This is a genomic window from Salinibacterium sp. TMP30 (assembly GCF_038397785.1).
In the GTDB taxonomy this organism is placed as follows: domain Bacteria; phylum Actinomycetota; class Actinomycetes; order Actinomycetales; family Microbacteriaceae; genus Rhodoglobus.
Genome location: NZ_CP151642.1, coordinates 1,401,307 through 1,427,404 on the forward strand (window position 1 = coordinate 1,401,307; position 26,098 = coordinate 1,427,404).

Consider the following 26,098-nt stretch of genomic DNA (forward strand, 5'->3'; position numbering starts at 1 on the left):
TCCTTTGGATCGAGTGCCACGAATGTCACTAACTCAAGGATAGAACTACGATGGTGCGTTGTGACTCACTCCACTCCGGCTGCCGTTCTCTGGGACATGGATGGCACCCTCATAAACTCCGAACCGTACTGGATTTCTGCCGAAATAGACGTCGTTGAGTCCTTTGGCGGTGAGTGGACGCACGATGATGCAATGGCTGTTGTTGGCAGCGGTCTCTTCATTTCTGCTCGCGCGATGCAAGCCAAAGGCGTTCAGCTCGATGAGAATGCCATTGTTGATGCGTTAACTGAACGTGTGATGGCTCAACTGTGTGACTCTGGCATCCCTTGGCGTCCGGGTGCACGTGAGTTGTTGCGTGAGCTGCGCACAGCGGCTATTCCTACGGCTCTCGTCACGATGTCGATCGGCCGAATGGCGCATCACGTCGTCAACAACCTCGGGTTCGACGGCTTCGACGCTGTGATCTCGGGAGACGACGTTAAGAACCCGAAGCCGCATCCTGAGCCCTACCGAGCGGGTGCCGCGGCTCTGGGCGTGCAGACTGCTGACTGTGTCGCAATCGAAGATTCACCTCCGGGCGCCACATCGGCGTTTACTGCTGGAGCGACTGTGGTGGGTGTTCCGTTTATGGTGGAGATTCCGGAAGGCCTGACTCACGCGCTCTGGCCAACCCTCGACGGGCGCACGCTCGAACATCTGTCAGAACTTCATGCAAAGGTAGCCACTCGATGAGCGACGTATTCCGACGACAGAGCGGTCCATTCCGCATAGGGGATCGCGTTCAACTGACCGGACCAAAAGGCCGACTGAATACGGTCACGCTTGAGCCCGGAGGAGCGTTTCACACCCACCGCGGCGTACTGAGCCACGACGTCATCATCGGACTTCCGGATGCCAGTGTCGTCACCTGTTCCAACGGAATCGAATATTTGGCGATGCGGCCGCTGCTCACCGACTTCGTCATGTCGATGCCGCGCGGTGCTGCAATCATTTACCCAAAGGATGCAGCCCAGATCATTGGGCAAGCCGACATCTTTCCCGGTGCTCACGTGGTCGAGGCGGGTGTCGGATCTGGGGCGCTATCGCTGTGGCTGCTGCGCGCGATCGGGCCCAGTGGAAGGTTGAGCTCTTTCGAGCGCCGCGAGGAGTTCTCCGAGATCGCCCAGTCCAACGTGGAAGCTTTTCTCGGAGCGAAGCCAGAGAATTGGTCAGTAATTGTTGGCGACCTGCAGGAACAGCTGCCAGCATCCGTGGTGGCTGGCTCTGTTGACCGCGTTGTGTTGGACATGCTCGCGCCGTGGGAGTGCATTGCGGAATGTGCTGACGCGCTCACGCCCGGTGGCGTCGTGCTCTGCTACATCGCGACGGTCACCCAGTTGTCGCGCGTGGCCGAGGCCATCCGCGCAACCGGGCTATTCACCGACCCAGACTCCAGCGAAACAATTGTGCGCGGTTGGCACGTTGAGGGGCTAGCCGTTCGTCCCGATCATCGCATGGTTGGCCATACCGGATTCTTGATGACGGCACGCCGTTTAGCGCCCGGTTCGGTTTTGCCGGAGCTCAAGCGCCGCGCATCCAAAACAGACTTCAGTGACGAGGATGTTGAAATCTGGACGCCGGGTGCACTGGGAGAGCGCAGTACGAGTTCAAAGCGGCTGCGAAAGACTGCACGAGAAGCGAAAGCCGCGGCAGAGGCCGCGTCTTCTGACCGGTAGAGTGTTGGCGATGTCTGTGTCGAAGAAAAGAGTGTTTGTGCAGAAGCTTGCAGTAGTGGTCCTGAGCGCCGGAGTCGTTGTTTCCTTGACCGGTTGCGCCAATGGCCCGTTCGATCTTTCAGCGTGTGACCCCATCTTCACCTCGGGCAGCAATTCCGCTCTCGTGAGCGCCGACGGAAAGCTCAGCGCTGACCCGGAGGCTGAATTTCCCACCCCGCTCATCGCTGACCGTGTGGAGAGCCAGACGGTCGTGGCTGGCGATGGCGAGCAGGTCGGCCATGGCGACGTCGCCACCCTGCAGATCACAATTTACAATGGAGAAACCGGCGAACAGCTCATTTCTACCGGGCACGACACCGCTGGATTGCGAGTTCCCGTCGTTGAGCGTGAGCCTCGCTTCGGTGAGATCGCGCAGTGTGCCACCGTCGGATCACGCATCGTGACCGTGGGAACGGCCGGCGAAATCTTGGGCGCAGACAACATCGCTCAGAACCAACTTCCGGTGACGGAGACTGACACCATCGTCATGGTCAGCGACATAGAGACTCGCTACCCTGGCAAAGCGACCGGCGCGAACCAGGTACCACCCGCAGGGCTCCCCGCAGTGGTGTTGGCACCGAACGGTCAGCCAGGGTTCACATTCCCGGGAACCGATGCCCCAACGGAACTTAAGATTGCAACGCTCAAGGTCGGCTCTGGCCAGACTGTGGCCGAGGGTGACCTTGCTGTGATGCACGTCAGCGGCATTGAGTGGGACGCAGACGCAACGTTTACGAACAGTTGGGAAGAAGCTGGCGTTCCTGGAACCTACCTCGCCCAGAGCAGTGAAACGTCAGAGAAAGGGCTACCACCCGGACTTGCCGAAGCACTGATCGGCCAAAAGGTCGGGTCGCAAGTTCTTGTTGTGCTTCCCCCCGCGGTGGGATTTGCTCCGGGAACGGAACCGAACGGCGTGACCAGCGGCTCGACTCTGGTGTTCGTCTTCGACATTCTGGGAATCCAAGAGCAGTAAACGTTCACTACGACACGGCCGGGTGTCAGAGACATAGGATTTGACTCGTGCCAGTACCTAAAGTTCCCAACGAGGAACGACTGTTTAGCTTGGTATTAGCCTTGCTGTCTTCTGAGGCGGGGTTGACGAAGAGCGAAATCTTGTCGACCGTGCAGGGATACCGTCAGCGTTTCGTGCACTCCGGCGATAATTCCAACCTTGAGCGCCAATTCGAACGCGATAAGGATGATGTTCGCGAACTCGGAGTTCCGCTTGAGACAATTGAGTCTCCAGAACAGGCCGGCAACAATCACAACCTGCGCTATCGCATCCCGCGTGCCGATTACGAACTTCCCGACGACATCAGCTTCTCTGCCGAAGAATCGACTCTTCTCGGTTTGGCGGCAATGGTGTGGCGCGAGGGTTCTCTTTCCGAAGAGTCACGGCGGGCGATGGTTAAACTGCGTTCGCTTGGCGTTGCTACCGCCGAGCCCGTGTTGAGCTACGCGCCTCAACTACGGGTGCGCGAGGAGTCATTTGAGCCACTCCGCTCAGCACTCGACAAAAAGGTGTTGGTCACGTTTGACTACCTCAAACCGGGGGAGCAGTCATCCACCCAGCGCACTGTTGCGCCTCTCGCACTTGTGCAGCATCAGGGCAGGTGGCACCTTTACGCGAAGGATCCCGAGACCGATCGATTCAAGACGTTCTTGCTTCGCCGCATTGTGAGCGCTGTGCGGGCGAGCAAGAAACCGTTTGATGAATCGACAGTGGATGCTGCTGCGCGCGCCTTGGCGGAGCTCGAAGCGGTCTGGCAATCCAATGTTGCTGTGGTGCAGGTTGAGCCGGGTACCGATGCCGCCACTCGATTGAGCAAGCGACGTGGTGCCGCGACAAATCCAACTACCGATCTTGAACTGCACTTCACTGACCTTAATATTTTTGCTGATGAGCTGGCTAGTTTCGGGCCCGAGGTGCTTGTGGTTTCCCCTCCCGTGCTTCGCTCTGCGGTCATTGAGCGCCTGACCAGAACGGCGGCAGACCATGGCTAAGAAAGCCCAACCTCTGCGTGCGCAAGACAAGCTGGTGTATTTGCTCGCACTGGTTCCCTATTTGATGGATCACGACCGCGTGAGCGTGTCGGAGGCTGCAGCCCATTTTGGTGTTCCTGCGCAGCAGATTCGGGATGCCGTGCGACTGATCGCGGTTTCTGGAATTCCTGGTGAGACAGCCACGTATCAAGACAGCGATCTTTTCGATATTGCCTGGGATGATTTCGAAGACAACGATCAGATCGTGCTCACGCACATGGTCGCAATCGATGATTCGCCACGGTTCTCTGCTCGGGAGGCATCGGCCCTGATCGCGGGGTTGCAGTACCTTTCTGGTTTGCCCGAGCATGCTGACCGTGCCGCGATTGCCTCATTAATGTCGAAGCTTTCTCGTGGAGCATCCGCGCAGCCCACCGCTGTGGGCGTTGAGGCGAGTGATCTCGATGAGACGATGGCGCTCATTCGCGAGTCTGTCGCGGCGGGAACCCAAATTGAGTTTGACTACCGCAATTCGCGTGGCGAGTCCGAGCGGCGCCGTATCGATCCTTTGCGCGTCGAATCGGTGGATGCGGATTGGTATGTTCGCGGATGGTGCCACTCGCGCGAGGACGTGCGAACGTTCCGCCTTGACCGTATTTCCCAGCCCACCATGACGTCGGAACCCATCACTCGCACCGCTGCCGACGTGAGCCTTCCGGAAACTCTGTTTGATGCGTCACCCGGGGATATCGCGGTCACGATCGATGTTGTGGAAAGTGGAGTCCCTCTACTGGGCGACTATGTGGCAGACGACGCCACGGTCGTTCCCTCGGGCGATCGAGTTCGCACGACTGTTCTAGTTCCGCATTTTCATGGGCTGAAGCGACTCGTTGCCGGCCTTCCTGGCGTGGTTTCCGTTGTTGCTCCTGCCGAAGCTCGCGCTACCGCTGCTCTGTGGGCTCGCGCTGGCGCGGATCGCTACACGGATCGGTCATAGGTGGTGCTGTGATCGCGTGGTGGGGTTGGGTTCTCATTTGGGTTGGCCTTGTGCTTGCCCTCCTGCTGGTGCTTGCCTTTCTTGCGTTCACCCTCTTCCGCAAGGCCATGGCGCTGATGCACGAACTTTCTGCGGTGGTTGACAAGACTTCCGCACTTGATGTGGATTTCTCGGAGCTCAGCAAGCCGCAAATTGCGGTGTTGGCTGAGATGACCCAGATTCGTGCACAGCATGAGGCTCAGCAGGGTCGACGAGCCGAAGTGAAGCTCGCACGTCACGAGCGCCGTATTGCGCGTGCGAAGCGCATCATCACACGTGATGCGAGCACCGCGCAGTGGCCAGAGGGCTGGTCCTAGATGGGTTGGCTGTTCGCTGTCGGTCTACTGTTTCTCGTTCTGCTCTGGACAGCAACGCGGTTACGTCGCCGATCAATCCGAGCGATATTGCTCACCAGCGGGGCCCAAACGTCAGGGACGAGCAGCCTTTATCGCCGCGGTCGTCGCAGTCCCCGCATTGCGGTGCGCTATACCGACAACTCCGGTACTCAGCGCGTCGCGGTGAAAGCGCTCGTTAGTGCCGGAGACACGGAGTTACTCAAGAAGCCTGCCGTCGTTCTCTACCATCCGAAGCGTTCCGGTCGGTCTGACTATGTGCTGCTCGGTTTCGGCGAATACCCCCAACGTTGGTTTCCGGTGGAGTTCGTCGAAGACCGCACACCGGGCAACTAGCCGAAGACTGTCCGGCAATTCAAAGCGAAGCTGGGTATGATTGGTTCACGCAGCCTTCGATAGTTAAGGAAGTTTTCATGTTCGGCAATGCTCTCAGCGGTTGGCACCTGATCATTCTTTTGGTCGTCATCCTCCTGCTTTTTGGTGCACCGAAACTTCCCGGGCTTGCGCGCAGTCTTGGCCAGTCAATGCGTATCTTCCGCAGTGAGGTTAAGACAATGAAAGACGAGAACAGTTCTGACTCCGCGACCGACGATTCGACTGATTCGGCGGATTCGAACAGCACTACGCCTCCTAAGCCCTAACCGGGTATGGCAGTGCGCGCCGAGAGGTGGCGTTCTAAGGGCGACGAACGGATGTCGCTCGGCGAACATCTCGTAGAACTCAAGAAACGGCTGTTCATTTCAGGGATAGCGATTCTGGTCACCGCAGTGGTTGGATTCATTTTTGCTGACTTCTTCATAAGTGCGTTGCGTGCTCCAATTACGAATATTGCTGAGTCGACGGGGCGAGGCGCAGCCCTTAACTACGACGCCGTCACGCAAGCTTTCGACATCCGGATGCAGATCGCCTTTACCGTGGCTATCGTTGCCGCGAGCCCGATCTGGCTGTACCAGGTGTGGGCGTTTCTCGTACCGGGTCTTGTCCGCAAAGAACGACAGTATGCGATCGGTTTTCTCGCGACAGCGATTCCACTATTTCTCGCCGGCTGTGCAGCGGGCTGGTACGTCATGCCTAACATCATCACTCTTATGCTGGGATTCGCGGGTGAGGAGGATCTCTCGAACCTCAACGCGAAGTACTACTACGACTTCATAGTGAAGTTGCTGCTCGCCGTGGGAATCGCCTTCGTGGTTCCGGTGTTTGTTGTTCTGTTGAACTTCGTTGGGGTGCTATCCGCACAGGCGATCCTGAAGGGCTGGCGAATTGCAATTCTGACGATCTGCGTCTTCACCGCAATCGCCACCCCCGCCGCAGATGTCATCTCGATGTTTTTGCTGGCGATCCCCATGATTGTGCTCTATTTCATTGCCGCCCTCATCGCTTGGCTCCATGATCGTCGAGCCGCTAAACGCGCGGCAAAGATTGATGCGGAGGTAGGCGCAGACGTCTAGCCTGATACCGCGCATGCTGCACCCGCCTCTGCTGCTACCGCTTAGGCTGTAGTGAATGAGTGATCTGTCTCCCGCCGAACGCTTCGCTGCGGCTAAGAAGCGTCGCGGATACCCCGTGCTCGAAGCTTTCCGTGCCAGCCAGCGGTTCGATCTCGATGAGTTTCAATTGTCGGCCTGCCACGTCGTCGAGGATGACAAGAGCGTCTTGGTCGCAGCGCCAACCGGTGCAGGCAAGACCATCATCGCCGAGTTCGCAATCTATCGGGCAATGCAGCTCAATGGCCCCAAGGTGTTTTACACCGCCCCGATGAAGGCGCTCAGCAATCAGAAGTTCCAAGAACTTGTCACCGAGTACGGCCCCGAAAATGTGGGTTTGTTGACGGGCGATACCAACGTCAATGCCGGTGCCCGCATCGTTGTCATGACGACCGAAGTATTGCGCAATATGCTGTACGCCAAATCAGATCTGCTGCGAAACCTCAGCACTGTCGTGATGGATGAAGTTCACTTCCTGGGTGATCGCTTCCGCGGTGCTGTGTGGGAAGAGGTGATCATCCACCTTCCTGACGATGTTCGCATGGTGTCTCTCAGTGCCACCGTCTCGAACGCTGAAGAGTTTGGCGACTGGCTGCAGGCCGTTCGCGGTGACACAGAAGTTATCGTCTCTGAAGAGCGTCCAGTGCCCCTAGAGCAGCATGTTCTCGTCGCTAGCAAGCTCGTTGACCTCTTTGACTCGTCCGGGCTCGCCGCCACTAACCGGGTGAACCCTGAACTCGTCCAAATGGCACGATTCGGCGGCCGAAACTTGAGCGCACGGCAACGTAAAGACAGCGGACGCTACCAAGCGCGTGGAGGTCGGCCGGCTCGCACTCGAATGGATCGCGCCGATGTTGTCGCGATGCTTGCATCTAAGAATCTTGTGCCTGCAATTTTCTTCATTTTCAGTCGCATGGGCTGCGATCAGGCGGTGAACCAGGTTCTTCGTGCCGGTGTTCGCCTCACGACGGTGCAGGAGCGTGATGAGATCCGAGAAATTGTGGAAGCCCGCTGCCGCACCTTGCTCGATGAGGACCTTGCCGTTCTTGGCTATTGGGAGTGGCTGAATGGCCTAGAACGTGGCGTTGCTGCGCATCACGCCGGGATGCTCCCCGCTTTCAAAGAGGTCGTCGAGGAGCTCTTCCAGAAGAAGCTCGTCAAAGCTGTCTTTGCGACCGAGACTCTTGCTCTGGGCATCAATATGCCAGCGCGCACTGTCGTGCTGGAAAAACTCGAGAAGTTCAATGGTGAGGCTCGCGTTCCGATTACTCCGGGGGAGTACACGCAACTTACCGGTCGCGCAGGCCGCCGCGGCATCGACGTCGAGGGCCATTCGGTCATCCAGTGGGTCGACGGCCTGGATCCTCAGGCAGTGGCAGCACTTGCATCGCGCCGCACCTACCCGCTGAATTCAAGCTTCACCCCGACCTACAACATGGCGGTAAACCTGATCGAATTATTTGGTCGGGAGCACACGCGCGAGATCTTGGAGTCGAGCTTCGCGCAGTTCCAGGCAGACCGTGCTGTGGTCGATCTCGCACGCAAGGTTCGTTCTCAGAAGAGCTCGCTCGAGGGCTACGAGAAATCGATGCAATGCCATCTGGGCGACTTTGGTGAGTATTCCCGCATCCGTCGTGAATTGAATGACCTCGAGAAGAAAGCCCAACCAAAGAACGATCCGAGCCAGCGGGCCGAGCGCGAGCGACGCCAACGCAAGCTTGCCGACCTGCGTCGCCAGATGCGCAAACACGACTGTCATGCCTGCACCGAGCGTGAAACTCACGCTCGGTGGGCGGAGCGGTGGTGGCGTCTCAAGCGGGAGACAGATCAGCTGAGCCGTCAGATTCAGAACCGCACGGGAGCTGTGGCAAAAATTTTCGATCGCGTTACTGATGTGCTGACGCAGCTCAAATACATTGAACCGGGCGCCAACGGCGAGATGACCCTCAATGAGCACGGCCGAATACTGCGACGTATTTATGGCGAACGTGATTTGCTCGTGGCCGAATGTCTTCGTCACGGCTTCTGGAAGGATCTGGACGCTGCATCAATGGCGGCGATGGCAACCACGCTCGTCTATGAACCGCGTCGCGATGAAGGGGATCTCAGCGACCGCTACCTCCCACGCGGGCCATTTCGCGAAGCGTTCGACAAGACCTCCACCCTGTGGGCGAAACTGGACGACCTCGAACGAGATAATCGTCTTCCCGGGAGCCAGCCGCTGTCTACCGGACTTTCGCTTGCGATGTACCGGTGGGCGAACGGCGCCAACCTCGACTCAGTGCTCGACTTGGCCGACATGGCAGCTGGCGACTTTGTACGCTCCACGAAGCAGGCAATCGATCTCCTCGACCAGCTCTCGGTAGTCGCCGACGGTGATGTCGGTCGAGCGGCACGCAAGGCGCTCGACAGCATCCGTCGGGGAATCGTTGCTTACAGTTCTGTCGCTTAGGCTCAACGAGTGATAATTCACAAACCCGTCGCTGTGTTGCCCCTCTGGGCAGCAGCCATTACGGCACTTGCTGCTGGCCCGATACTGGATGCGGGATTCCCTGATAAGGGTGTGTGGCCGATAACTTTCCTCGGCATCGCACTCGTCTTGATCGCTGCGCGCGGGAGAAATGTCGGCGGTGCGCTGCTCATTGGCTTCCTCGCCGGTGCTGCATTCTATTTCACACATATTCAATGGGCATCGCTGTTCTTGGGCCCAGTGCCCATGTCTGCGCTGTCGATTCTTGAAGCACTTTTCTTTGCCGTCGGAACCCTCGCAATCACTTTGGCGTATCGATGGCTGCCTCGCGTGTTCGGCCCGGGGTGGGGCTCCACGATTGGGCTGGCGATTGTTGTCGCGGGCTTATGGACAGCACGCGAGGCGTGGGCGAGCGTATGGCCGTACGGCGGTTTCGCGTGGGGCCGGGTTGCGCAATCTCAGTCAGAGAGCCCCCTCGCGGAGCTTTTCTCCTGGCTGGGCATTTCTGGCGTCAGCTTTGTGATGGTTCTTGTGGTCGCGCTTTCCTTGGCTGCGATCGAGTATTCGTGGCTGCACTACCGTGAACTTCCCCTCGATGAGCGGTCACAGCATGTGTCGCGAGCGTTGAGAACAGCATTCGTTCCGGTCGCTGTGTTCACGCTCCTGGTAAACGTTCCGACATGGTCTGTCGTTACGGAGGGGTCCCTTCGTGTTGGCGCGGTGCAAGGAAACGGCAAAGCCGGATATTTTGATAAGCGCGAGCGTGGAGACCTACTCGACGCACAACTTAAGGCGACTCAACCGCTCTATGGCGAGGACCTCGATCTGGTCGTGTGGCCCGAGGGCGGCACAGATGTTTCACCGCTGAACAATACGTACGCCGCCTCCGCGTTCGACTATGTCACTGAGCAAGCAGGTGCCCCGCTCATCTCCGGTGACATCACGGAACGTGACGGCAATATCTACAACAGCCAAATCTTCTGGAAGCCCGGGGACGGTGTCGTAGATATCTACGACAAGCGCCACCCTATTCCGTTCGGCGAATATGTTCCGAATCGCGACTTTTGGGCGCAGTTTGCGCCTGATCTCATCGGACTGATTGCCCGTGATTACACGATTGGCGCCACCGATATGGTGTTCGACGTCAACGATGTCATCGTTGGTGTAAACATTTGCTTCGACATTGTCGATGATCAAATTCTTACTGAGTCAGTCGAGCAGGGTGCGCAAGTCATCATCGCGTCATCCAACAACGCCGACTTTGGGCGCACCGATGAGAGTGCCCAGCAGCTGGCGACAGCGCGGATTCGAGCATTAGAGCTCGGGCGGAGCGTCGTCAACATCTCGACGGTTGGTCTGAGTGCGATCATCGCCCCCGACGGATCTACGATTGCCGAATTACCCTGGTATACCGCCGCAGCGATGATCGAAGATGTTCCGTTGAGCAGCACCATCACCCCCGCCGTTCTGTGGGGTCGCGAACTTGAATGGCTTGTTTCAGGAATCGGACTCGGCGCGCTTATCGTCGCAGCACTAGCTGGACGGAGAAACAATGCCTAACGTTGTCGTAGTCGTGCCCACCTATAACGAGATTGAAAACATTTCCTCAATCGTCGGTCGACTCAGGCAGGCAGTGCCACGAGCTCACGTGCTCATAGTTGACGACTCGAGCCCCGACGGCACGGGGGAGCGGGCCGACAAGCTTGCCGCAACAGATCCTGGCATCTCTGTGCTGCATCGCGCAAAAAAGGAGGGCCTAGGAAAGGCATACCTTGCCGGTTTCACGCTCGCTCTCGACCGCGGTTATGACTACATTGTAGAAATTGACGCTGACGGTTCACACGATCCCACAGATCTTCCCGCCATGATCAAGCTGGCGAAAGCAGGAAACGATTTGGTGATTGGTTCACGCTGGGTCGACGGCGGGTCGGTGAAGAATTGGCCCTGGTTTCGGCACAGTGTTTCGCGAGCAGGTAACGCCTACGCGCGTGCAGTCCTCGGGTCAGACATCAGGGATCTCACTGCGGGTTACCGAGTATTTAGAGCCAGCGCGCTACAAGAGCTTGGTCTAGAGGGTGTCTCGTCGCAGGGGTACTGCTTCCAAGTGGAGCTTGCCTGGACCTTGGAACGTGCGGGCTACCGAGTGGTAGAGCATCCGATCACATTCGTTGAGCGTTCTACAGGACGGTCAAAAATGCATGCAGGAATTGTTGCAGAGGCACTGCTCAGGGTCACCGGTTGGGGGCTGTCGGCGACCCTGAAAACAGTACGTCGTTAAGCGCCGATCTTCTGCTGACCCCGACGGGCCCGCAGGAAGTCGAGACGCTCCTGAAGAAGTTCTTCTAGTTCGGGGCGCGTGCGACGTTCGAGAAGCATGTCCCAATGACTACGGGGAGTCTTGACGTCAACTAGGTCGAGCTCGACGAGTTCACCTTCGCTATCGAGCAGTGTTCCTTCTTGACCAGTCTTGGCATCGTGCCACTGCTGGGGAACCTCGGCGTCGGACGAAAACATCACTTCGAACGTGTTGCCGTCGGCTGCCTTATATGTGCTCTTTTTCCGCGGGGAAAACTCGACACCCTCTTCGCTCTGTAGGCTCTGGGTTCCAAGTCTCATGCCGCGCAAGCTGCGATCTGCCATCGTGTGGCCTCCTTCAATTCGCGGTCTCTACAAGTAATAGACCCTCTTGCTGAACGAATGCTTCCAAGCGCGCAGTGTTCACAGTGAGTTGTCAGTCTTTGACAACATTTTCGCTGCTAAGACGTGGATTATGCACAGCCGGGTTGGGCGCGCGAGGCCACGACTTCGAGGGCCAGATCTGCTCGGTCGGTGACGATTCCATCGACGCCGAGATCGAGCAAGTGACGCATTCGCTGCGGTTCATTAATCGTCCATACATGCATCTCGAGTCCGAGATCGTGTACACGGTGAATCACCCGCTGAGTGGTCACCCGCAACCCTAGCGCTTTCTCGGGCACTTGGATGGCGACGAGGCCGTTGAGCGCGCGACGCACAGCTGGCGAAATGCCTGTTTTGGCACCGAGCAATGCCAGCAAGAAACGCCCCGCTGATGCTGAACTCGCCACGCCCGGCAGCTCTAGTGCTGTTGCGGCCCGGCGTTTCTCATCAAATGAGGTCACCAGCACGCGATCAGTTGCCCAAATATCTTGGATAGCGCGCACGGTCGGCGACACCGCTCCTCGAGATTTCACGTCGATGTTGAATCGTGTCTCCGGGAACGCATCGAGAGCTTCAGGAAGGGAGCAGAAGCCTTGACCATTGCCCAGGTCGATTCGTCGCAGTTCCGCCATGGTGAGCTGCTCGACCTTGAGATCTCGGCCGGCGACGCGCACGAGGCTGGGGTCGTGAGCGACGACGGCGACACCATCGAGGCTCGCATGAACATCTGTCTCGATGTAGTGCGCCCCGGCTGCTATGGCCTTCGCGAAGGCAAGCATCGTGTTCTCGGGGGCCTCGACCGCAAGCCCTCGGTGCGCGAGCACGCGGGGGCCTGCGGGGGAGAGGTAAGAGGAGTTGGCGCTAGCGCCCGACTGGTCCTTTGCCACTAAAGAATCCTTCACCAATACCCTTGAGCGCTTCCGTCAGTTCAGACGGAATGATCCACATCTTGTTGTTATCACCGTTTGCAATCTTAGGCAGCGTCTGGAGGTATTCGTACGCCAGAAGCTTCGGGTCGGGATCGCCCTCGTGGATCGCGGCGAAGACCGTCTTGATGGCAGCGGCTTCACCGTCGGCACGAAGCACGGCAGCTTTGGCCTGACCTTCGGCTTCGAGGATCGCAGCCTGACGTGAACCTTCGGCTTCGAGGATCGCAGCCTGCTTGGTTCCTTCGGCCGTGAGGATCTGCGCACGGCGGTCACGCTCGGCACGCATCTGCTTCTCCATCGAGTCCTGAATTGACAGGGGTGGATCGATCGCTTTGAGTTCAACGCGTCCGACGCGGATGCCCCACTTGCCGGTCGCTTCATCGAGTACGACGCGCAATTGCGAGTTGATGTTGTCGCGGCTGGTGAGCGCCTCTTCGAGGTTCAGCCCACCGACGACGTTTCGCAGTGTTGTGGTGGTCAGTTGCTCGACGGCACCCAAGTAGTTGCCGATTTCATAGGTCGCGGCACGAGCATCCGTGACTTGGAAGAATACGACGGTGTCGATGGAGACGACGAGGTTATCCTCTGTGATGACAGGCTGCGGCGGGAACGAGACGACTTGTTCACGCAGGTCGAGGAGTGGCAGCATTCGGTCAATGAACGGCACGAGGATGTTGAGTCCCGGCAGAAGCGTCTTGCGATACTTTCCCAGGCGTTCGACAACTCCTGCGCGGGCTTGCGGAACAATGCGAATCGCACGGAACAGGGTCGCGATTACAAATAGGGCGAGAACTACGAGGAGTATCACCACGAAGATCTGGCCTATGAAGCCAGCGGGATCAATCACTTTTCTTCCTTTCTCGGCGGCTTTGTGGTCGCTCGAGGCTCGGCGGTACGGGGTTCGGATGGTTCAGGAACGACGACAGCGATGGCGCCTTCGATTGCGGCAACGGCAACGCGTTCGCCGACGGGGATTGCGGATGCGGGGGAGCGGTCGTCGATGCGTGCGGTCCAGGTTTCGCCGTTGTCGAGCTTGACTTCGCCAACTCCGTTCGCGAATGCGCCGGTTACACGTCCGCCGAGTTCGTAGAGTGCGTCGACATTACTTTTCGCCGGATCTGCGCCTTTCTCAAGGTTCATCAAAAGCACCGGACGAATAGTGAAAATAAGCAGACCCGAGAAGGCTGCCGCCAGAGCGATCTGCAGCCACCACGGACCACCGAGGAGGTTGGTTCCGAGCCCACCGATCAGCGTTCCGGCAGCGATCATGAGGAAGGTGAACTCAAGCGTGAGTACTTCGATCACGATGAACAGCACAACAAGGGCAAGCCACAGGATCCACAAGTATTGGGTTAGATCAACGAGCATTGTGCTGGCGCCCTTCATCGTTGCGCAGTTCAACAAATCTTCATTCATGACGCTAGCACCTACATCACTGCGCGGCGGCGGTTCGACCGCTAAAGTCGTAGCGTGAATAGCGAAACTTTGAACCCTCTGACAGCCCACTCGCTCGATGGCGCTCGCGCGCTTATTACCGGCTCATCGCGGGGGATTGGTGCCGACACTGCCGCCTATTTTGCGCAGGCCGGCGCACGCGTTGCGATCAACTACCGCAACAAGGAGGCTCGCGCGCTCAAGTTAGTGGCCCAGCTCAATGAGACCGACGGTTCGGCAATTGCTATAGGCGCTGACCTCACCGACCCTGAGAGCGTTTCAGCGTTGTTCGAGACCGTGAAGTCTGAGTTCGGTGGCTTAGATATATTGGTGCTGAATGCATCCGGTGGCATGGAAGGGGGCATGGCTGAGGATTACGCCATGAAGCTCAACCGTGACGCGCAGGTCAACTTTTTGACGACGATGTTGCCGCTGCTGCACGAAGGGTCGCGCGTGGTCTTTGTGACGAGCCACCAGGCACATTTCATTCGCACCGTCGACACGATGCCTGAGTACGTACCGGTTGCCCTCAGTAAGCGTGCTGGTGAGGATGCTCTGCGCGAGTTGATCCCGGAGCTTGACGCCAAGGGCATCAGTTTCGTTGTTGTCTCGGGCGACATGATCGAGGGAACAATCACGGCAACGCTGCTCCAACGCGCAAACCCCGGTGCCATTGAGGCTCGCAAGGAGGCCGCTGGCCGCCTGTACAACGTGGGTGAGTTTGCGGCCGAAGTCGCTTCCGCCGCCGTTGAGCCGATCCCAGAAAACAACACGCGCTACGTCGGCGACGTTTCTGACTTCCTCAATAGGTAACGAGTTTCGGATGCCGGTGAACCGGGCCACCAGCCGCGTACTGCTGTTCGATCGTGATCAGCGTGTCTTGCTCTTCCTCACGAAAGCACCAGACACAACTGGCGTTGCACGCTGGTTGACGCCCGGTGGAGGTGTCGATCCGGGGGAGTCGCACCATGAGGCTGCTGTGCGTGAGCTGCAGGAAGAGACAGGGCTCGTGCTGGCGGACCTAGGCGCTCCGGTGTGGTCGCACGACTTTGAGGTCGGGTGGGATGCCGCCGACCATGACACTGGTCATGCCGTTTTCTACCGAGCGGAGACGGATGCGTTCGAGCCGTCTGATGCGCTGTGGACCGATGATGAGCACGTCGACGTTCTTGCGCATCGCTGGTGGACGCTCGACGAGCTCGCCGCCACAACCGACCGGTATGAGCCGACTGAGCTCGTCAGTGTGGTTCGCGCACAGCTTGAGGAGATGAACCGATGAGCCGAGCCTTTCCTGAGTACGCGGTGGCCGACCTTGAGTATCTCAACTCGGTCGACTGCGGGCCGATGACTAATGACGACGCTGTCGCGCTCGGATTGGTCGCCATACAAGTCATCAAAGAATGGGACCTGAATCTGGCCGTCGAGATAGTCCTCGGCGACGATGTGGTGTTCCGAGCGAAACTGAAGTCGACGAATACCGACAATGACCCGTGGCTCGCCGGTAAGGCCTCGACAGCGACACGATTCGGTGAGCCATCGCTCCTAGTGAAGTTGCGCCATCTTGATGCGGGTACGCCTTTCGAAGAGCGAACAGATGTCGAGCACGACAGATTCAAGGCTCACGGTGGATCCATTCCGCTGCGCGTTGATGGTGCGGTCGTGGGCACCCTTACGATGTCGGGGGAGCCGGATGCAGTCGATCACGAAGCCGCCGCCGAAGCGCTGAAGCGCTTCGTGGATAGTCGAAACCCGAACTCCTAGGCCGCTGTCGCGGAGAGGGAGAGCGCGGCCGCCATCCGCATCGGGTCAATTTATTTGATACATTCTCATAAAAAGGGTGTAGCCTGTAGTGGTGGGTCGAATTCAGCGCCAGACGCCACGACTATTCACTTGACGAGCGATCTGCCCGGGGGAGCCGCATCAGTGATCTAGACACCTAGGCGATCGCGGCGTTCACGGCCACAGCCGCTATGGCGGTCACCGGCGGCAGAAAACAGCACCATTGATGCGCCGCAGACAGCAGCCCGGTAAATACCGCCGATGATTTCGTTATGTCAGCTACGCCAGATCTGTTGAGTTCGACACGGGAAACGAGCTTGTAATGGCGATCAGCACCAATGCGGGTGAATCACACGATGCATCTCATCGTGACGAACTCGAAATTGGTATCCGATAATGCACATTATGTCAGTTAATCGAGTGCGTAACTATCACCGCTCAGTTGAACGTGCCGCTCTCACCGCAGGTGCTATTCCAGCGGCTGGAACCATTCATCTCTGCATAGATTGTCTGTGCGCGGTTATACAGCGCCGAAAGCTGTCTGGCACGAGTACTGGCTATGAGTCACCAAGGCGCCTGCCTTGTGAACACAGTCCACGAAACCACGACGAGTAAGAGAACGGGAGCGAGCGGTTCCATATGCCGCCCACTCCCCTGCATCGACTTAGTACTTGTAGGACTGTCCTCCATCGATGGGAAGGACCGTCGCATTGACGTAGCTTGCGTCGTCGCTCAAAAGGAACGCAACAACCGCAGCGATCTCGGGGGCCTCACCGAACCGTTTGGTGGGGTTTCCCTGAATGAACTGCTGCGCGGCGCCACGCGGATCCTCAGCATCAAGTTGCTTCATCGAGTTCTCCACCATTGGTGTCCAAATTGCGCCAGGGGCAATTGCGTTGATTCGGATGCCAAACTCCGCGTACTCCACCCCGGAGTTGCGGGTCAAGCCGACCACACCGTGCTTCGCCGCTGCGTAGCCGGACTGATTACCGATGCCACGGATTCCGCCGACACTCGCGGTGTTAACGACCATCCCAGATCCCTGTTCATGCATCACCTTGAGGACCTTCTCGAGCCCGAGAAAGACGCCGCGCAAATTGATTGCGAGGACCTTATCGAACTCGGCGGCAGTGTAGTTTTCAGTGCGGTTCTGCTTGCCCTCGATGCCAGCGTTATTGAAAAAGCCGTCAATACGACCGAACCGCGCGACCGTCTCCGAGACATAGCGATCGACATCCTCTTCTTGGGAAACATCGGCGACGACGGTGAGGATGTCGACATTGGGAACAACTTCCGAGATAGCACTCACGGAATCAGCCAAACCACTCTCGGAAATATCGACGAGTGCAAGCTTTGCGCCCTCCGTCGCGAGACGAACGGCAGCCGCGCGACCGAGGCCCGACCCTCCACCAGTAATGAGAACGACACGATCTGAGAAGCGATTCATGATTAACCTTTCGAGTTGATTCGCCGTTCGAAAGAATTTTCGCGGCGCTGGGGTCGTGCGGGTTAGCCTGTCCGACGCACTACGTCGGCTCAAAAAGTCAGATGCCATGCGTCAAAACGTTAGACAATCGTTAGCATACATTCGCTCACTGTGTGGATTCTTTCAAGCGCGTCCGCGTGACAGCTGCACACACCGCGAGAATCTTCGCGGCCCGACTCGTCCGCGAGTCGTTTTCTCGATCGCGCCCCGTAGCTTTGAGGCGGCGGAGGACCGAGGCCTAGGTTTTCGATGGTCAGTCGATATTTCACCTATTCGCAATCCTCGCCGAGAACTTCAGCAGCTACCCATGACGTGTCGAATGTGATCAGAAATGCGTATGCTCTTCCTCTTTGCATCGCAGTGTCCCGCAGCGCATAATGTTCGACATGAGCGGAGGAGTCACCGAATCTCAGCAGGCCAGCGGTTGTTTTGCGGCATCGAGCGTCGGACCCGTCGGCTGGCTCTGCCACCCCAGCAGCAATCGTCTCAGCAGATTTGCGAGAGGCTCCTTGTGTTCTTAACCATTGCGGTGATATTCGTTGTTTCCGCTGTGCTCGAGCTCATTGAGCCCGCAACCGACGTCGCACCTCTGTGGGCCGTCGCTGGCTGTGTACTTCTCGGTGCTGCCGCGTTCACTGTTCTCGACAGAACGGTAAAGAAGAAGCTGGGGTCCAATAGTGGCGGTGGGCTCCTCGCCGTAATTACCCTCGACGGGATCCCAGAGAACTTGGCCCTCGGAGTAGCGCTCATCTGAGCGGGCCCACTTCAGGTTGCTTCACTTTCCGCTGCGGCCTTGGCCGGCAACCCTCTCCTTGCAGGAGTGCCGGATCCAGCGTTGGGTTTAATCCGACGCGTCGCGGGCGGCGCGGTCACTGCCTCGCTAGCCACTGAAGTGTTCCCGAAGGCATTCAAAGAAGACAAATACATGACAGGTATAGCGGCCGCTTTGGGTTTCGTGCTGGCAATTGGACTGGACCAGTTGGGCAAGATCACCGCACTCGTCGCAAGTCGCGCCTTTCGGCTCCGTCGCAACGATGCCCTCCGCCCACCGAACTACGTAATGAGCGAATGCGGAAAATACTCTAGGGGGGTATGGTGTTTATGAGTGGCTGCGCCCAAGTTTCCGCAGCTACCAAGGCCCTCGAGTCGGTTACTCTGTCGTTGCTCAGTGACTATTGGGGCCACTGCGTCGCAGCGGCACGATAGGTGGGCGGCAGCGTCGCAACTCAAAAGATCCGCGAAGCCGACGAAGCAATAGCCGGCGTAGTGCATTCCTGACCAAAATTTTAGGGAGGCTCCCATGAGCCATCACGAAGACACTGGCAAGACCTCCACGGCTGCGCCCAACGATGCACACTCAGAACACCACGCAATGACCGGTGAGACCACCACGACTTCGAAATCTCAGCACCAGCACGACGGACACGCTGGCCATAGCGATCACGTTGCAAAATTTCGGCGGCTCTTCTGGATAATGATGATCGTCGCCGTTCCTGTGGTCGTCTTTTCGCCAATGTTTGCAATGCTGCTCGGGTACTCACTCCCCGATACAGCATTGGTCACGTGGGTCTCCCCCGTACTAGGAACGGCCATGTATGTGTGGGGCGGTTCACCATTTCTCACTGGCGCGGTAAGCGAACTGCGCAGCAGACAACCAGGAATGATGCTCCTCATTGCGCTAGCAATCACCGTCGCTTTTATCGCATCATGGGGTGCCAGCCTAGGAATTCTCGACCATGAACTCGACTTCTGGTGGGAGCTAGCACTCCTCATTGTGATCATGCTGCTCGGGCACTGGATCGAAATGCGATCCCTAGCGCAGACAACGTCGGCGTTAGATTCGCTTGCTGCACTCATCCCCGATGAGGCCGAACGGGTTGACGGTGAGCAGACGGTAACCGTTGCGCCAGCAGAACTGCGAGTTGGCGATATCGTGGTCGTTCGACCGGGCGGCCGCGTTCCCGCCGATGGTCGAGTGGTTCAAGGCTCGGCCAGTATGGACGAGTCCATGATCACCGGCGAATCCCGTCCTGTCCGTCGCAGTGAAGGTGACGCTGTTGTCGCCGGCACCGTAGCCACTGACTCAGGCGTGCGGGTCGAGATCACCGCTGTTGGCGATGACACAACGCTTGCGGGCATCCAGAAACTGGTGTCTGAAGCACAAAGCTCGTCGTCGCGGGCTCAACGGATTGCTGATCGCGCAGCGGCCTGGCTCTTCTGGTTCGCACTCGGATCTGGAGTGATAACTGCAATGGTGTGGACAGCACTAGGTCTGCCAGATGCTGCTGTTGTACGCACAATCACCGTGCTCGTCATCGCCTGCCCGCACGCCCTCGGTCTCGCAATTCCGCTGGTTGTGTCGATCTCCACTGAACGAGCAGCTAAGGCCGGAGTACTGGTGAAAGATCGGTTGGCTCTAGAAAGTATGCGCACGATCGATACGGTGATCTTCGACAAGACCGGCACCCTCACCAAAGGCACCCCCGCCGTGACCGCTATCGAACCCACAGGCGACTTCGATGCGAACGAGCTTCTCGCATGGGCGGCCGCCGCCGAGTCCGACTCGGAACACCCCCTTGCGAAAGCGATAGTCGCCGCAGCTCACGAACGCGAATTATCCGTGCCCGCTTCGAGCGACTTTGAGTCATCTCCCGCAGTGGGGGTGCGTGCTCGTGTTGCTGACCGCAGTGTGCAAGTTGGTGGCCCCTACCTCCTCGAGCAAGAAGGCGGTTCTGAACTGCCAGTCACCGCAGAATGGGCAGAGCAGGGAGCAATCATCCTCCACGTCTTGGTCGACGGAAAGGTCGCCGGAGCTTTCCGGCTCGCAGACGAAGTGCGCCCTGAGTCACGAGAGGCCATCGCGGCACTCCACGATCGGAATGTTCGCGTCGTTATGATCACTGGCGATGCGGAAGCGGTCGCATCCTCCGTCGCCAAAGAACTCGGTATCGATCAGTACTTTGCAGGAGTACGACCCGAAGATAAAGCCATCAACGTGAAACAGCTACAATCAGAGGGGCAGAAGGTTGCCATGGTCGGCGACGGCGTCAACGATGCACCAGCGCTTGCTCAGGCGGATGTCGGGATCGCTATTGGAGCGGGCACCGACGTCGCTATCGCCTCGGCGGGTGTGATCCTTGCTAGCGATGATCCTCGCTCTGTGGTGTCAGTAATCGAGCTCTCTCGCGCGTCGTACCGAAAGATGAAGCAGAACCTTTGGTGGGCGGCCGGATACAACATCATCTCCGTTCCGTTGGCCGCCGGGATCCTGGCACCAATCGGATTTATCTTGCCGATGTCGGTCGGCGCCATCCTCATGTCACTATCCACGATTGTTGTCGCACTGAACGCCCAGACGCTGCGGCGGCTCAATCTGAGTCCCGAGAGATTCACCAGCCAGTAACGGCAAGCGGGACGTAGGCTAGGTCGAGGAGAACCCATGTCACAGGTCATTGCTGCGCGATACTTTCGCGGTGCTGAGCATGTTCGCGAACTGCGCGCAATGTTCGAGCGCAACTCGGCGAGCCCACGCCCCGGCAGTCTCAATCGAGCGTTGCGAACAAGCATCCTGCTGATCCTCACCGTGGCGGTCATCATCGGAATTCTGGCAATGCATTCGTTTGCCTCGGCCACACCGCACACCAACACCGTGATGACTGCCGATAGCGCGACCATGAGCGCCGGGTCACATCATGAGCCCCTCGAAGTAGCGAACGCGATCTCTGGTCCCGACTGCCTAGGCTGCTCCGAAGACATGTCGATGGCACTCATGTGGTGCGTGTTCGCTCTCCTCACCGCAAGTCTGCTGCTGGCCGCACCCCGACTGTTGACCGGATGGCCCCGGCAAGCAACCCGACTCCTCTCCTTCGCCGCATCGCCTCAACGCCACGTTGGGCAGCCACCGCGAGCCCCCTCCCTGAACGTTCTCTGTATTAGTCGCACGTGATCTGGGCTTTGTCGACTCATCGTCGACATGCCTTGCGCCCGATCTTTCTGGTCGTGCGCCTATCACCGACCAATTAGGAGAACCACAACCATGAATATTCGAGTTGCGGCCACGACCGCTATGGCCTTAACAGCGCTACTCGCCCTCACCGGATGCACTGCTGCGATGACCCAAACAGGCCAGTCCCCCGCTTCCGGCCCGACAGACTCTGTACTAGTTACGGATGCAAACAATGCTGACGTCATGTTCACAGTCATGATGATTCCGCACCACGAGCAAGCGGTCGAGATGGCCGACATGCTTATCGCGAAGAATGGAGTCGACGACCAGGTGCTCGCCCTCGCCGAGGACATCAAAGCCGCGCAGGGTCCCGAGATCACACTGATGAGTGGCTGGCTGGATGACTGGGGCATCGACAGCGAATCCGGTATGGCAGGGATGAACCACGGCGACGGGATGATGACCGACACCGACATGTCTGACCTCGAATCCGCCACCGGCGACGAAGCATCCCGCCTGTTTCTGGAACAAATGATTGTGCACCATGAAGGGGCAATCGATATGGCCCTGGTGGAAGCTGAAGGCGGGCAAAACACGGAAGTGTTGGCTCTCGCACAGCAAATCATTGACGCACAGACTGCGGAGATCACCGTCATGCGGGACATCCTCAGCACCTTGTAACCTCCGGATGGCTCGCCGTCTAGCGAGGGCGGGCCATCCCCTCCACACTCTCTGTCACGAAGGACATTCACCATGCTTTCCTCTTCACGTCGGCTTCTGTCCGGCATAATTTTTGGCCTCTCACTACCCATTGCTGTTACGGCGTGCACGTCAGCACCGGCGGGCTCCCCCTCCGAACCGCTGGCGATTCAGCACATCCACGACGTAGCGTTCAGCACCGACAACACACTCCTTGTCGGCTCTCATGACGGCGTCTACGAGGTAAACCTTGACACCGGCGACACCGGGCTTGTCGGAGACGTCGCATTTGATGCGATGGGGTTAGCCGCCCAGGGCGACACCATTTTCGTCTCAGGACACCCCGGAACACAGAATCATGATGCGTTCACCGCACCGCACATCGGTATCGTGATGCACGACTCGGCTGCCGGCTGGGAGCAAGTCTCTTTAGCTGGAGTTACCGACTTCCATAACCTCAGCACCACTCCCGCGGATCCGGAGCTGATCGTCGGGCTCCCCTCCGACAGGCCTGTGCTGTTGCGCAGCGTTGACGGGGGACGAACGTTCATTGAAGCATCGCCATTGACCGCCCGTGATGTCAGCATCGATAGTGCCGATCCGACGCTGCTGACCGCTACAACCTCGGAGGGACTTGTTGTCAGCCGCGACGGCGGCGACACTTTCTCGCCACTGTCAGGACCGACATTGATTGTTATCGCACCGGATGCCACACGGCAGGCCGGGATAGTCGGAATTGCACCCGATGGCGAGCTCTGGGTCGGGTCTGCGGAGGCCGAGGCCGTATGGACTTCAGCCGGTGTCGTCATGGGAGGCGCAGCGGCCATCGCTATGAGCGACGATGGCGTTATCGCTGTCGCTGGCGAGAGCGGCGTTGTCATCACTCGTGACGGAGGCACAACGTGGACTACCGTCATTTCTGCAGAATAGTTGTCACTGCCCGCCCCACACGAGTCACGGATGGAAAGGAAAAGGCATGCCTAATCGCACGGATAAAATCTCGTTGACGGGATCCATCTCCCTCGGCACTGGTGTAATGATTGGCGCGGGGATCTTCGCACTTGTCGGTCAGGTCGCCGAATTCGCGGGAGATTTCTTCCCGCTCGCCTTCCTCCTCGGTGCAATCGTCGCTGCGATCAGTTCCTACTCCTATGTTCGCTATTCCAGCGTGAACCCATCCTCTGGTGGCATTGCCATGCTGCTCAAGGATGCGTATGGCCCGGGTATAGCGGCTGGGTCGTTCTCCCTGTTCATGTATGTCTCGATGGTGGTGGCAGAGAGCCTCCTAGCGAGAACTTTCGGCACCTACTTGCTTCGACCGTTTGGGCTCCAAGACTCTGTGATTCTCGTTCCCGTGTTGGGTGTCGCCGCAATCGTTGTGGCCGCCATCGTCAACTTGATCGGCAACACGCTCGTAGAACGTTCCGCGATGATCACCGCGGTGTTGAAGATTATGGGAATTGCCGTCCTCGCGATCGCGGGTCTCATTGGTGTCGCCGCTGTTGGCGATGGATTCCTTGCACAGTCAACGGGTGATCCACTCGATGTCGTCGGTCTTCTTGCTGGCACTACACTGTGTGTGCTCGCCTACAAAGGCTTCACTACCATCACCAATCAGGGTGATGACATTCGTGACCCAAAACGCAACATTGCACGCTCAATTCTGATTTCGCTCGCCATCTGCACCGTTCTTTACTTACTCATCACCGTGGCTGTGAGTTCCAGTATCGGCGGGCAGGGCGCGGTCGATGCCCGCAACTATGCGTTGGCCCAGGCTGCAGAACCGTTCTTTGGCGCATGGGGCGTTGGAATCACGGTTGCGATAGCCGTAGTCGCCACCCTCTCCGGTCTACTCGCCAGTCTCTACTCGGTGTCTCGGCTCTACGAGATGCTGCAGAACATGCATCAGGCCCCGTCCCTGCCACAATCTGTGCGCCATCAGCCGATGATCATCACCGCTGTGCTCGCAATCCTTGTCACGGTTTTTCTTGACCTCAGCCAGATCGCATCGATGGGTGTCTTCCTGTACTTGTCGATGGATATGGCTGTGCAGTGGGGCGTTATTCGTCACCTTCGGTCAAAAATTGAGGCCCGCATTTGGCTCCCGATGCTGACCATCGTGCTCGATTTGGCGATTCTGATCCCATTCACGATCCTCAAGGTTCAGAGCGATCTCTTCACCGTCATAGTCGCAGCGGTGGTTGCGGCCGCCATAGTTATCGCGCAGGTCGTGACGGTCCGGACTCTGTAGAGCTCGCGGTCGAAGTGTTATCGATGCTCACTGCTGCGACGCGTGTGCGGATCATTCTCGCTCTGCGGGAAGAAGAGCTCTCTGTGAATCACCTCGCTGATATCGTCCAGAAATCGCCGGCACCAGTGTCGCAGCACTTAGCGAAACTGCGACTAGCGAGGATCGTACTCATCCGTCAGGAGGGAATGAAAAACTTCTATTGGCTGGCAAACGAGCATGCGCGCAAACTGGTAACTGAGGCGGTCTTCCAAGCTGAGCACTCATTGAGCAGTGATCCGGCACACCACTGCGCCGCAAACCCCGCCTTTTCCGCGGATCGCTAGTGCTGAAAGTACTGCGCAACCTTACGTACGCGAAACTGTTTTCCGCACAAGTGATCGCGCTACTCGGAACCGGCTTGCTCACAGTCGCCTTGGGCTTACTCGCATTCGACCTAGCGGGTGACGCGGCCGGTGCGGTTTTGGGCACCGCATTGACGATCAAAATGGTCGCCTACGTTGGGGTCGCTCCACTCAGTGCAGCGATCGTCGATCGGATGCCCAAGAAGGCGGTTCTCGTAACTGCAGACGCGGTGCGGGGTGGTGATTGCGCTCATGTTGCCCTTTGTCACTGAAACCTGGCAAATTTATCTGCTGGTCTTCGTTTTGCAATCCGCACCGGCTACGTTCACTCCTGCCTTCCCATCCCTGATCCCTGCCGTGTTTGTGAGATCGCGGGCATATCCTCAAGCGCTGTCACTGTCGCGTCTGGCCTACGATTTTGAATCGCAATTGAGCCCACTGAGTGCGGCAGCGCTGCTCACGGTGGTCAGCTATAACAACCTCTTTGTGGGCACGGCAATCGGGTTCGCCGGATCCGCGACACTCGTGCTGGCGTCACGAATCCCCGTTCGCGCCGAGGAGCCAGTTTCGACGACGCTCTGGCAGCGACTCCCCCTCGGCCTAAAGATTTTTGCCCGCACAATACGCTGCGTTTCCTCTTGCTGACCAACGTGGTCGTTGCCGCGGGAACCGCCATCGTTCTCGTCAACTCCGTCGTTTACGCTCGCAGCGTTTTCGAGCTCGGCGGCTCGGCTCTCGCAATCATGCTGGCCTTTTTCGGCGTTGGATCATTGCTGATTGCACTCAACATTCCCCCGCTCGTAGAACGTTTCGGAGTGATCCGTACAATTATCACCAGCACGTTGCTAATCACGATTGGGCTGAGCGCTGCGGTCATCGTCACTGCAGTCGCCGCCCCTTCTTCGAGCGGATGGGGTTGGCTTCTGGCAACGTGGATGATGCTCGGGATGGGTACGTCTCTCGTCAACACCCCGTCGTCTCGACTGCTAGCGGATGCCTCAACACCCGCTAATCGCAACCTCGTCTATACGGCACAGTTCGCGCTCTCGCACGCCTGCTTCCTTGTCACTTATCCCATCGCGGGATTGATTGGTGCCAGTAGCCTCACGCTCGCAGTTCTCGTGCTGTTAGCCGTCGCAGTAGTCACGACCGTCAGCGCAACAGCATTCGCTTTCGCGCACAGACTGCGCCACACAAGTGAACAGTCTGCAGCCGCTACGGCCGGCTGACCCCGGCGCGAATGGTTTCACTAAGGCAGGAAGACCCCATCTCCCGACAAAAGCAGCTCTGACTCCGCCATATAGTATTCGGTCGCTTCTCGGAAGCCTGAAGAGGTTGCCCCGTCGTTTTGCCTCTGTGCAAAATCGATGTGTCATCGCTGACGGTGAAACGGTGAGTGGAATGGTGTTCCACGATGGGTGAAGCATCCTGTTCTTGTGCCCGAATCTAAGAAACCGCGATGCGGTGGTGT

At 58.2% G+C, this 26,098-nt stretch carries 30 protein-coding genes; 25 read left to right on the top strand and 5 right to left on the bottom strand.

All coding sequences use genetic code 11. The features are described from left to right. The first annotated feature begins 60 nt into the window (after positions 1–60). The 12 genes from AADH44_RS06830 (at position 61) to AADH44_RS06885 (ending at position 11,361) form a co-directional block, all read left to right on the top strand. Positions 61–732, top strand: coding sequence for an HAD family phosphatase (locus AADH44_RS06830; protein WP_341951945.1), 672 nt, complete (start codon positions 61–63; stop codon positions 730–732). Next, the gene (locus AADH44_RS06835; RefSeq protein ID WP_341951946.1) at positions 729–1,715 is read left to right on the top strand and encodes a tRNA (adenine-N1)-methyltransferase; all 987 of its coding nucleotides are present in this window, start codon (positions 729–731) and stop codon (positions 1,713–1,715) included. Before AADH44_RS06830 ends, AADH44_RS06835 begins: the two co-directional genes overlap by 4 nt. Positions 1,716–1,725: 10 nt before the next feature. Continuing rightward, positions 1,726–2,727, top strand: a complete 1,002-nt coding sequence (locus tag AADH44_RS06840; RefSeq protein WP_341951947.1) for an FKBP-type peptidyl-prolyl cis-trans isomerase — start codon at positions 1,726–1,728, stop codon at positions 2,725–2,727. 47 nt (positions 2,728–2,774) lie between these two features. Beyond that, on the top strand, positions 2,775–3,758 hold the full coding sequence (locus AADH44_RS06845) for a WYL domain-containing protein (protein ID WP_341951948.1): 984 nt from the start codon (positions 2,775–2,777) through the stop codon (positions 3,756–3,758). Next, positions 3,751–4,734 carry a WYL domain-containing protein gene (locus tag AADH44_RS06850; protein WP_341951949.1) on the top strand — a complete coding sequence of 328 codons (984 nt, stop codon included), beginning with the start codon at positions 3,751–3,753 and terminating at the stop codon, positions 4,732–4,734. The genes AADH44_RS06845 and AADH44_RS06850 overlap by 8 nt, the downstream gene beginning before the upstream one ends. Positions 4,735–4,742: 8 nt before the next feature. Then, positions 4,743–5,090, top strand: coding sequence for a hypothetical protein (locus AADH44_RS06855; protein WP_341951950.1), 348 nt, complete (start codon positions 4,743–4,745; stop codon positions 5,088–5,090). Beyond that, the gene (locus AADH44_RS06860; RefSeq protein WP_341951951.1) at positions 5,091–5,462 is read left to right on the top strand and encodes a hypothetical protein; all 372 of its coding nucleotides are present in this window, start codon (positions 5,091–5,093) and stop codon (positions 5,460–5,462) included. It abuts the gene before it with no gap. Between the two features lie 77 nt (positions 5,463–5,539). Beyond that, positions 5,540–5,767 (top strand): Sec-independent protein translocase subunit TatA, encoded by a 228-nt coding sequence (gene tatA / locus AADH44_RS06865; protein ID WP_341951952.1) that lies wholly within the window; start codon positions 5,540–5,542, stop codon positions 5,765–5,767. A gap of 51 nt (positions 5,768–5,818) precedes the next feature. Then, entirely contained in the window at positions 5,819–6,577 is a 759-nt protein-coding gene (gene tatC, locus AADH44_RS06870) for a twin-arginine translocase subunit TatC (protein WP_341954941.1), read from the top strand. 55 nt (positions 6,578–6,632) lie between these two features. Then, positions 6,633–9,065 carry a DEAD/DEAH box helicase gene (locus tag AADH44_RS06875; RefSeq protein ID WP_341951953.1) on the top strand — a complete coding sequence of 811 codons (2,433 nt, stop codon included), beginning with the start codon at positions 6,633–6,635 and terminating at the stop codon, positions 9,063–9,065. A gap of 9 nt (positions 9,066–9,074) precedes the next feature. Further along, complete coding sequence (gene lnt / locus AADH44_RS06880) at positions 9,075–10,643, top strand: apolipoprotein N-acyltransferase (RefSeq protein WP_341951955.1); 1,569 nt, start codon at positions 9,075–9,077, stop codon at positions 10,641–10,643. After that, the gene (locus AADH44_RS06885) at positions 10,636–11,361 is read left to right on the top strand and encodes a polyprenol monophosphomannose synthase (protein WP_341951957.1); all 726 of its coding nucleotides are present in this window, start codon (positions 10,636–10,638) and stop codon (positions 11,359–11,361) included. Before lnt ends, AADH44_RS06885 begins: the two co-directional genes overlap by 8 nt. Here the strand turns inward: AADH44_RS06885 and AADH44_RS06890 are convergent. The 4 genes from AADH44_RS06890 to AADH44_RS06905 form a co-directional block, all read right to left on the bottom strand. Continuing rightward, positions 11,358–11,723, bottom strand: coding sequence for an RNA polymerase-binding protein RbpA (locus AADH44_RS06890; protein WP_341951958.1), 366 nt, complete (start codon positions 11,721–11,723; stop codon positions 11,358–11,360). The two genes, AADH44_RS06885 and AADH44_RS06890, sit on opposite strands and share 4 nt — an antisense overlap. A 128-nt stretch (positions 11,724–11,851) precedes the next feature. Next, the gene (locus AADH44_RS06895; protein ID WP_341951959.1) at positions 11,852–12,649 is read right to left on the bottom strand and encodes a glycerophosphodiester phosphodiesterase family protein; all 798 of its coding nucleotides are present in this window, start codon (positions 12,647–12,649) and stop codon (positions 11,852–11,854) included. Beyond that, on the bottom strand, positions 12,624–13,538 hold the full coding sequence (locus tag AADH44_RS06900) for an SPFH domain-containing protein (protein ID WP_341951960.1): 915 nt from the start codon (positions 13,536–13,538) through the stop codon (positions 12,624–12,626). The genes AADH44_RS06895 and AADH44_RS06900 overlap by 26 nt, the downstream gene beginning before the upstream one ends. Further along, entirely contained in the window at positions 13,535–14,107 is a 573-nt protein-coding gene (locus tag AADH44_RS06905; RefSeq protein ID WP_341951961.1) for an NfeD family protein, read from the bottom strand. Before AADH44_RS06905 ends, AADH44_RS06900 begins: the two co-directional genes overlap by 4 nt. 54 nt (positions 14,108–14,161) lie before the next feature. On the opposite strand from AADH44_RS06905, the gene AADH44_RS06910 reads away from it, so the two are divergent. Genes AADH44_RS06910 through AADH44_RS06920 form a run of 3 tightly spaced genes read left to right on the top strand, consistent with a single transcriptional unit; the run spans position 14,162 to position 15,886 of the window. Further along, positions 14,162–14,938 carry an SDR family oxidoreductase gene (locus AADH44_RS06910; protein WP_341951963.1) on the top strand — a complete coding sequence of 259 codons (777 nt, stop codon included), beginning with the start codon at positions 14,162–14,164 and terminating at the stop codon, positions 14,936–14,938. 10 nt (positions 14,939–14,948) lie between these two features. After that, positions 14,949–15,404, top strand: coding sequence for an NUDIX domain-containing protein (locus AADH44_RS06915; protein WP_341951965.1), 456 nt, complete (start codon positions 14,949–14,951; stop codon positions 15,402–15,404). Next, positions 15,401–15,886: a heme-binding protein gene (locus AADH44_RS06920; RefSeq protein ID WP_341951967.1), complete on the top strand. Its 486-nt coding sequence runs from the start codon at positions 15,401–15,403 to the stop codon at positions 15,884–15,886. Before AADH44_RS06915 ends, AADH44_RS06920 begins: the two co-directional genes overlap by 4 nt. 682 nt (positions 15,887–16,568) lie before the next feature. Here the strand turns inward: AADH44_RS06920 and AADH44_RS06925 are convergent. Further along, complete coding sequence (locus AADH44_RS06925) at positions 16,569–17,351, bottom strand: SDR family oxidoreductase (protein WP_341951969.1); 783 nt, start codon at positions 17,349–17,351, stop codon at positions 16,569–16,571. Positions 17,352–17,901: 550 nt separating this feature from the next. Between AADH44_RS06925 and AADH44_RS06930 the strand changes: the two genes are divergently transcribed. From AADH44_RS06930 to AADH44_RS06975, 10 genes are all read left to right on the top strand, one after another. Continuing rightward, complete coding sequence (locus AADH44_RS06930; RefSeq protein WP_341951970.1) at positions 17,902–18,144, top strand: hypothetical protein; 243 nt, start codon at positions 17,902–17,904, stop codon at positions 18,142–18,144. Between the two features lie 720 nt (positions 18,145–18,864). Beyond that, positions 18,865–20,793 carry a heavy metal translocating P-type ATPase gene (locus tag AADH44_RS06935; protein ID WP_341954943.1) on the top strand — a complete coding sequence of 643 codons (1,929 nt, stop codon included), beginning with the start codon at positions 18,865–18,867 and terminating at the stop codon, positions 20,791–20,793. A gap of 36 nt (positions 20,794–20,829) precedes the next feature. After that, positions 20,830–21,336, top strand: coding sequence for a DUF6153 family protein (locus tag AADH44_RS06940; protein ID WP_341951971.1), 507 nt, complete (start codon positions 20,830–20,832; stop codon positions 21,334–21,336). Positions 21,337–21,426: 90 nt separating this feature from the next. Next, positions 21,427–22,017, top strand: a complete 591-nt coding sequence (locus AADH44_RS06945; protein WP_341951972.1) for a DUF305 domain-containing protein — start codon at positions 21,427–21,429, stop codon at positions 22,015–22,017. 72 nt (positions 22,018–22,089) lie between these two features. Continuing rightward, entirely contained in the window at positions 22,090–22,965 is an 876-nt protein-coding gene (locus tag AADH44_RS06950) for a hypothetical protein (RefSeq protein WP_341951973.1), read from the top strand. A 46-nt stretch (positions 22,966–23,011) separates the two neighbouring features. Next, positions 23,012–24,286: an APC family permease gene (locus AADH44_RS06955; RefSeq protein WP_341951974.1), complete on the top strand. Its 1,275-nt coding sequence runs from the start codon at positions 23,012–23,014 to the stop codon at positions 24,284–24,286. 14 nt (positions 24,287–24,300) lie between these two features. Next, complete coding sequence (locus tag AADH44_RS06960; RefSeq protein WP_341951977.1) at positions 24,301–24,609, top strand: metalloregulator ArsR/SmtB family transcription factor; 309 nt, start codon at positions 24,301–24,303, stop codon at positions 24,607–24,609. Beyond that, positions 24,609–24,899 (top strand): hypothetical protein, encoded by a 291-nt coding sequence (locus tag AADH44_RS06965; protein ID WP_341951978.1) that lies wholly within the window; start codon positions 24,609–24,611, stop codon positions 24,897–24,899. Before AADH44_RS06960 ends, AADH44_RS06965 begins: the two co-directional genes overlap by 1 nt. Beyond that, positions 24,865–25,272, top strand: a complete 408-nt coding sequence (locus tag AADH44_RS06970; RefSeq protein WP_341951979.1) for a hypothetical protein — start codon at positions 24,865–24,867, stop codon at positions 25,270–25,272. The genes AADH44_RS06965 and AADH44_RS06970 overlap by 35 nt, the downstream gene beginning before the upstream one ends. Then, a complete protein-coding gene (locus AADH44_RS06975; protein ID WP_341951980.1) occupies positions 25,266–25,856 on the top strand; it encodes an MFS transporter in 591 nt (196 codons plus the stop codon). The genes AADH44_RS06970 and AADH44_RS06975 overlap by 7 nt, the downstream gene beginning before the upstream one ends. Positions 25,857–26,098 lie beyond the last annotated feature (242 nt).

Coding starts and splice junctions, on each gene's coding strand:
- AADH44_RS06890 (WP_341951958.1), bottom strand. CDS start 11,723: ATGGCAGATCGCAGCTTGCGCGGCATGAGACTTGGAACCCAGAGCCTA.
- AADH44_RS06905 (WP_341951961.1), bottom strand. CDS start 14,107: ATGAATGAAGATTTGTTGAACTGCGCAACGATGAAGGGCGCCAGCACA.
- AADH44_RS06925 (WP_341951969.1), bottom strand. CDS start 17,351: ATGAATCGCTTCTCAGATCGTGTCGTTCTCATTACTGGTGGAGGGTCG.
- AADH44_RS06945 (WP_341951972.1), top strand. CDS start 21,427: ATGAATATTCGAGTTGCGGCCACGACCGCTATGGCCTTAACAGCGCTA.
- AADH44_RS06850 (WP_341951949.1), top strand. CDS start 3,751: ATGGCTAAGAAAGCCCAACCTCTGCGTGCGCAAGACAAGCTGGTGTAT.
- AADH44_RS06940 (WP_341951971.1), top strand. CDS start 20,830: ATGTCACAGGTCATTGCTGCGCGATACTTTCGCGGTGCTGAGCATGTT.
- AADH44_RS06955 (WP_341951974.1), top strand. CDS start 23,012: ATGCCTAATCGCACGGATAAAATCTCGTTGACGGGATCCATCTCCCTC.
- AADH44_RS06950 (WP_341951973.1), top strand. CDS start 22,090: ATGCTTTCCTCTTCACGTCGGCTTCTGTCCGGCATAATTTTTGGCCTC.
- AADH44_RS06875 (WP_341951953.1), top strand. CDS start 6,633: ATGAGTGATCTGTCTCCCGCCGAACGCTTCGCTGCGGCTAAGAAGCGT.
- tatA (WP_341951952.1), top strand. CDS start 5,540: ATGTTCGGCAATGCTCTCAGCGGTTGGCACCTGATCATTCTTTTGGTC.
- AADH44_RS06915 (WP_341951965.1), top strand. CDS start 14,949: ATGCCGGTGAACCGGGCCACCAGCCGCGTACTGCTGTTCGATCGTGAT.
- tatC (WP_341954941.1), top strand. CDS start 5,819: ATGTCGCTCGGCGAACATCTCGTAGAACTCAAGAAACGGCTGTTCATT.
- AADH44_RS06835 (WP_341951946.1), top strand. CDS start 729: ATGAGCGACGTATTCCGACGACAGAGCGGTCCATTCCGCATAGGGGAT.
- AADH44_RS06860 (WP_341951951.1), top strand. CDS start 5,091: ATGGGTTGGCTGTTCGCTGTCGGTCTACTGTTTCTCGTTCTGCTCTGG.
- AADH44_RS06840 (WP_341951947.1), top strand. CDS start 1,726: ATGTCTGTGTCGAAGAAAAGAGTGTTTGTGCAGAAGCTTGCAGTAGTG.
- AADH44_RS06935 (WP_341954943.1), top strand. CDS start 18,865: ATGATGATCGTCGCCGTTCCTGTGGTCGTCTTTTCGCCAATGTTTGCA.
- AADH44_RS06920 (WP_341951967.1), top strand. CDS start 15,401: ATGAGCCGAGCCTTTCCTGAGTACGCGGTGGCCGACCTTGAGTATCTC.
- AADH44_RS06885 (WP_341951957.1), top strand. CDS start 10,636: ATGCCTAACGTTGTCGTAGTCGTGCCCACCTATAACGAGATTGAAAAC.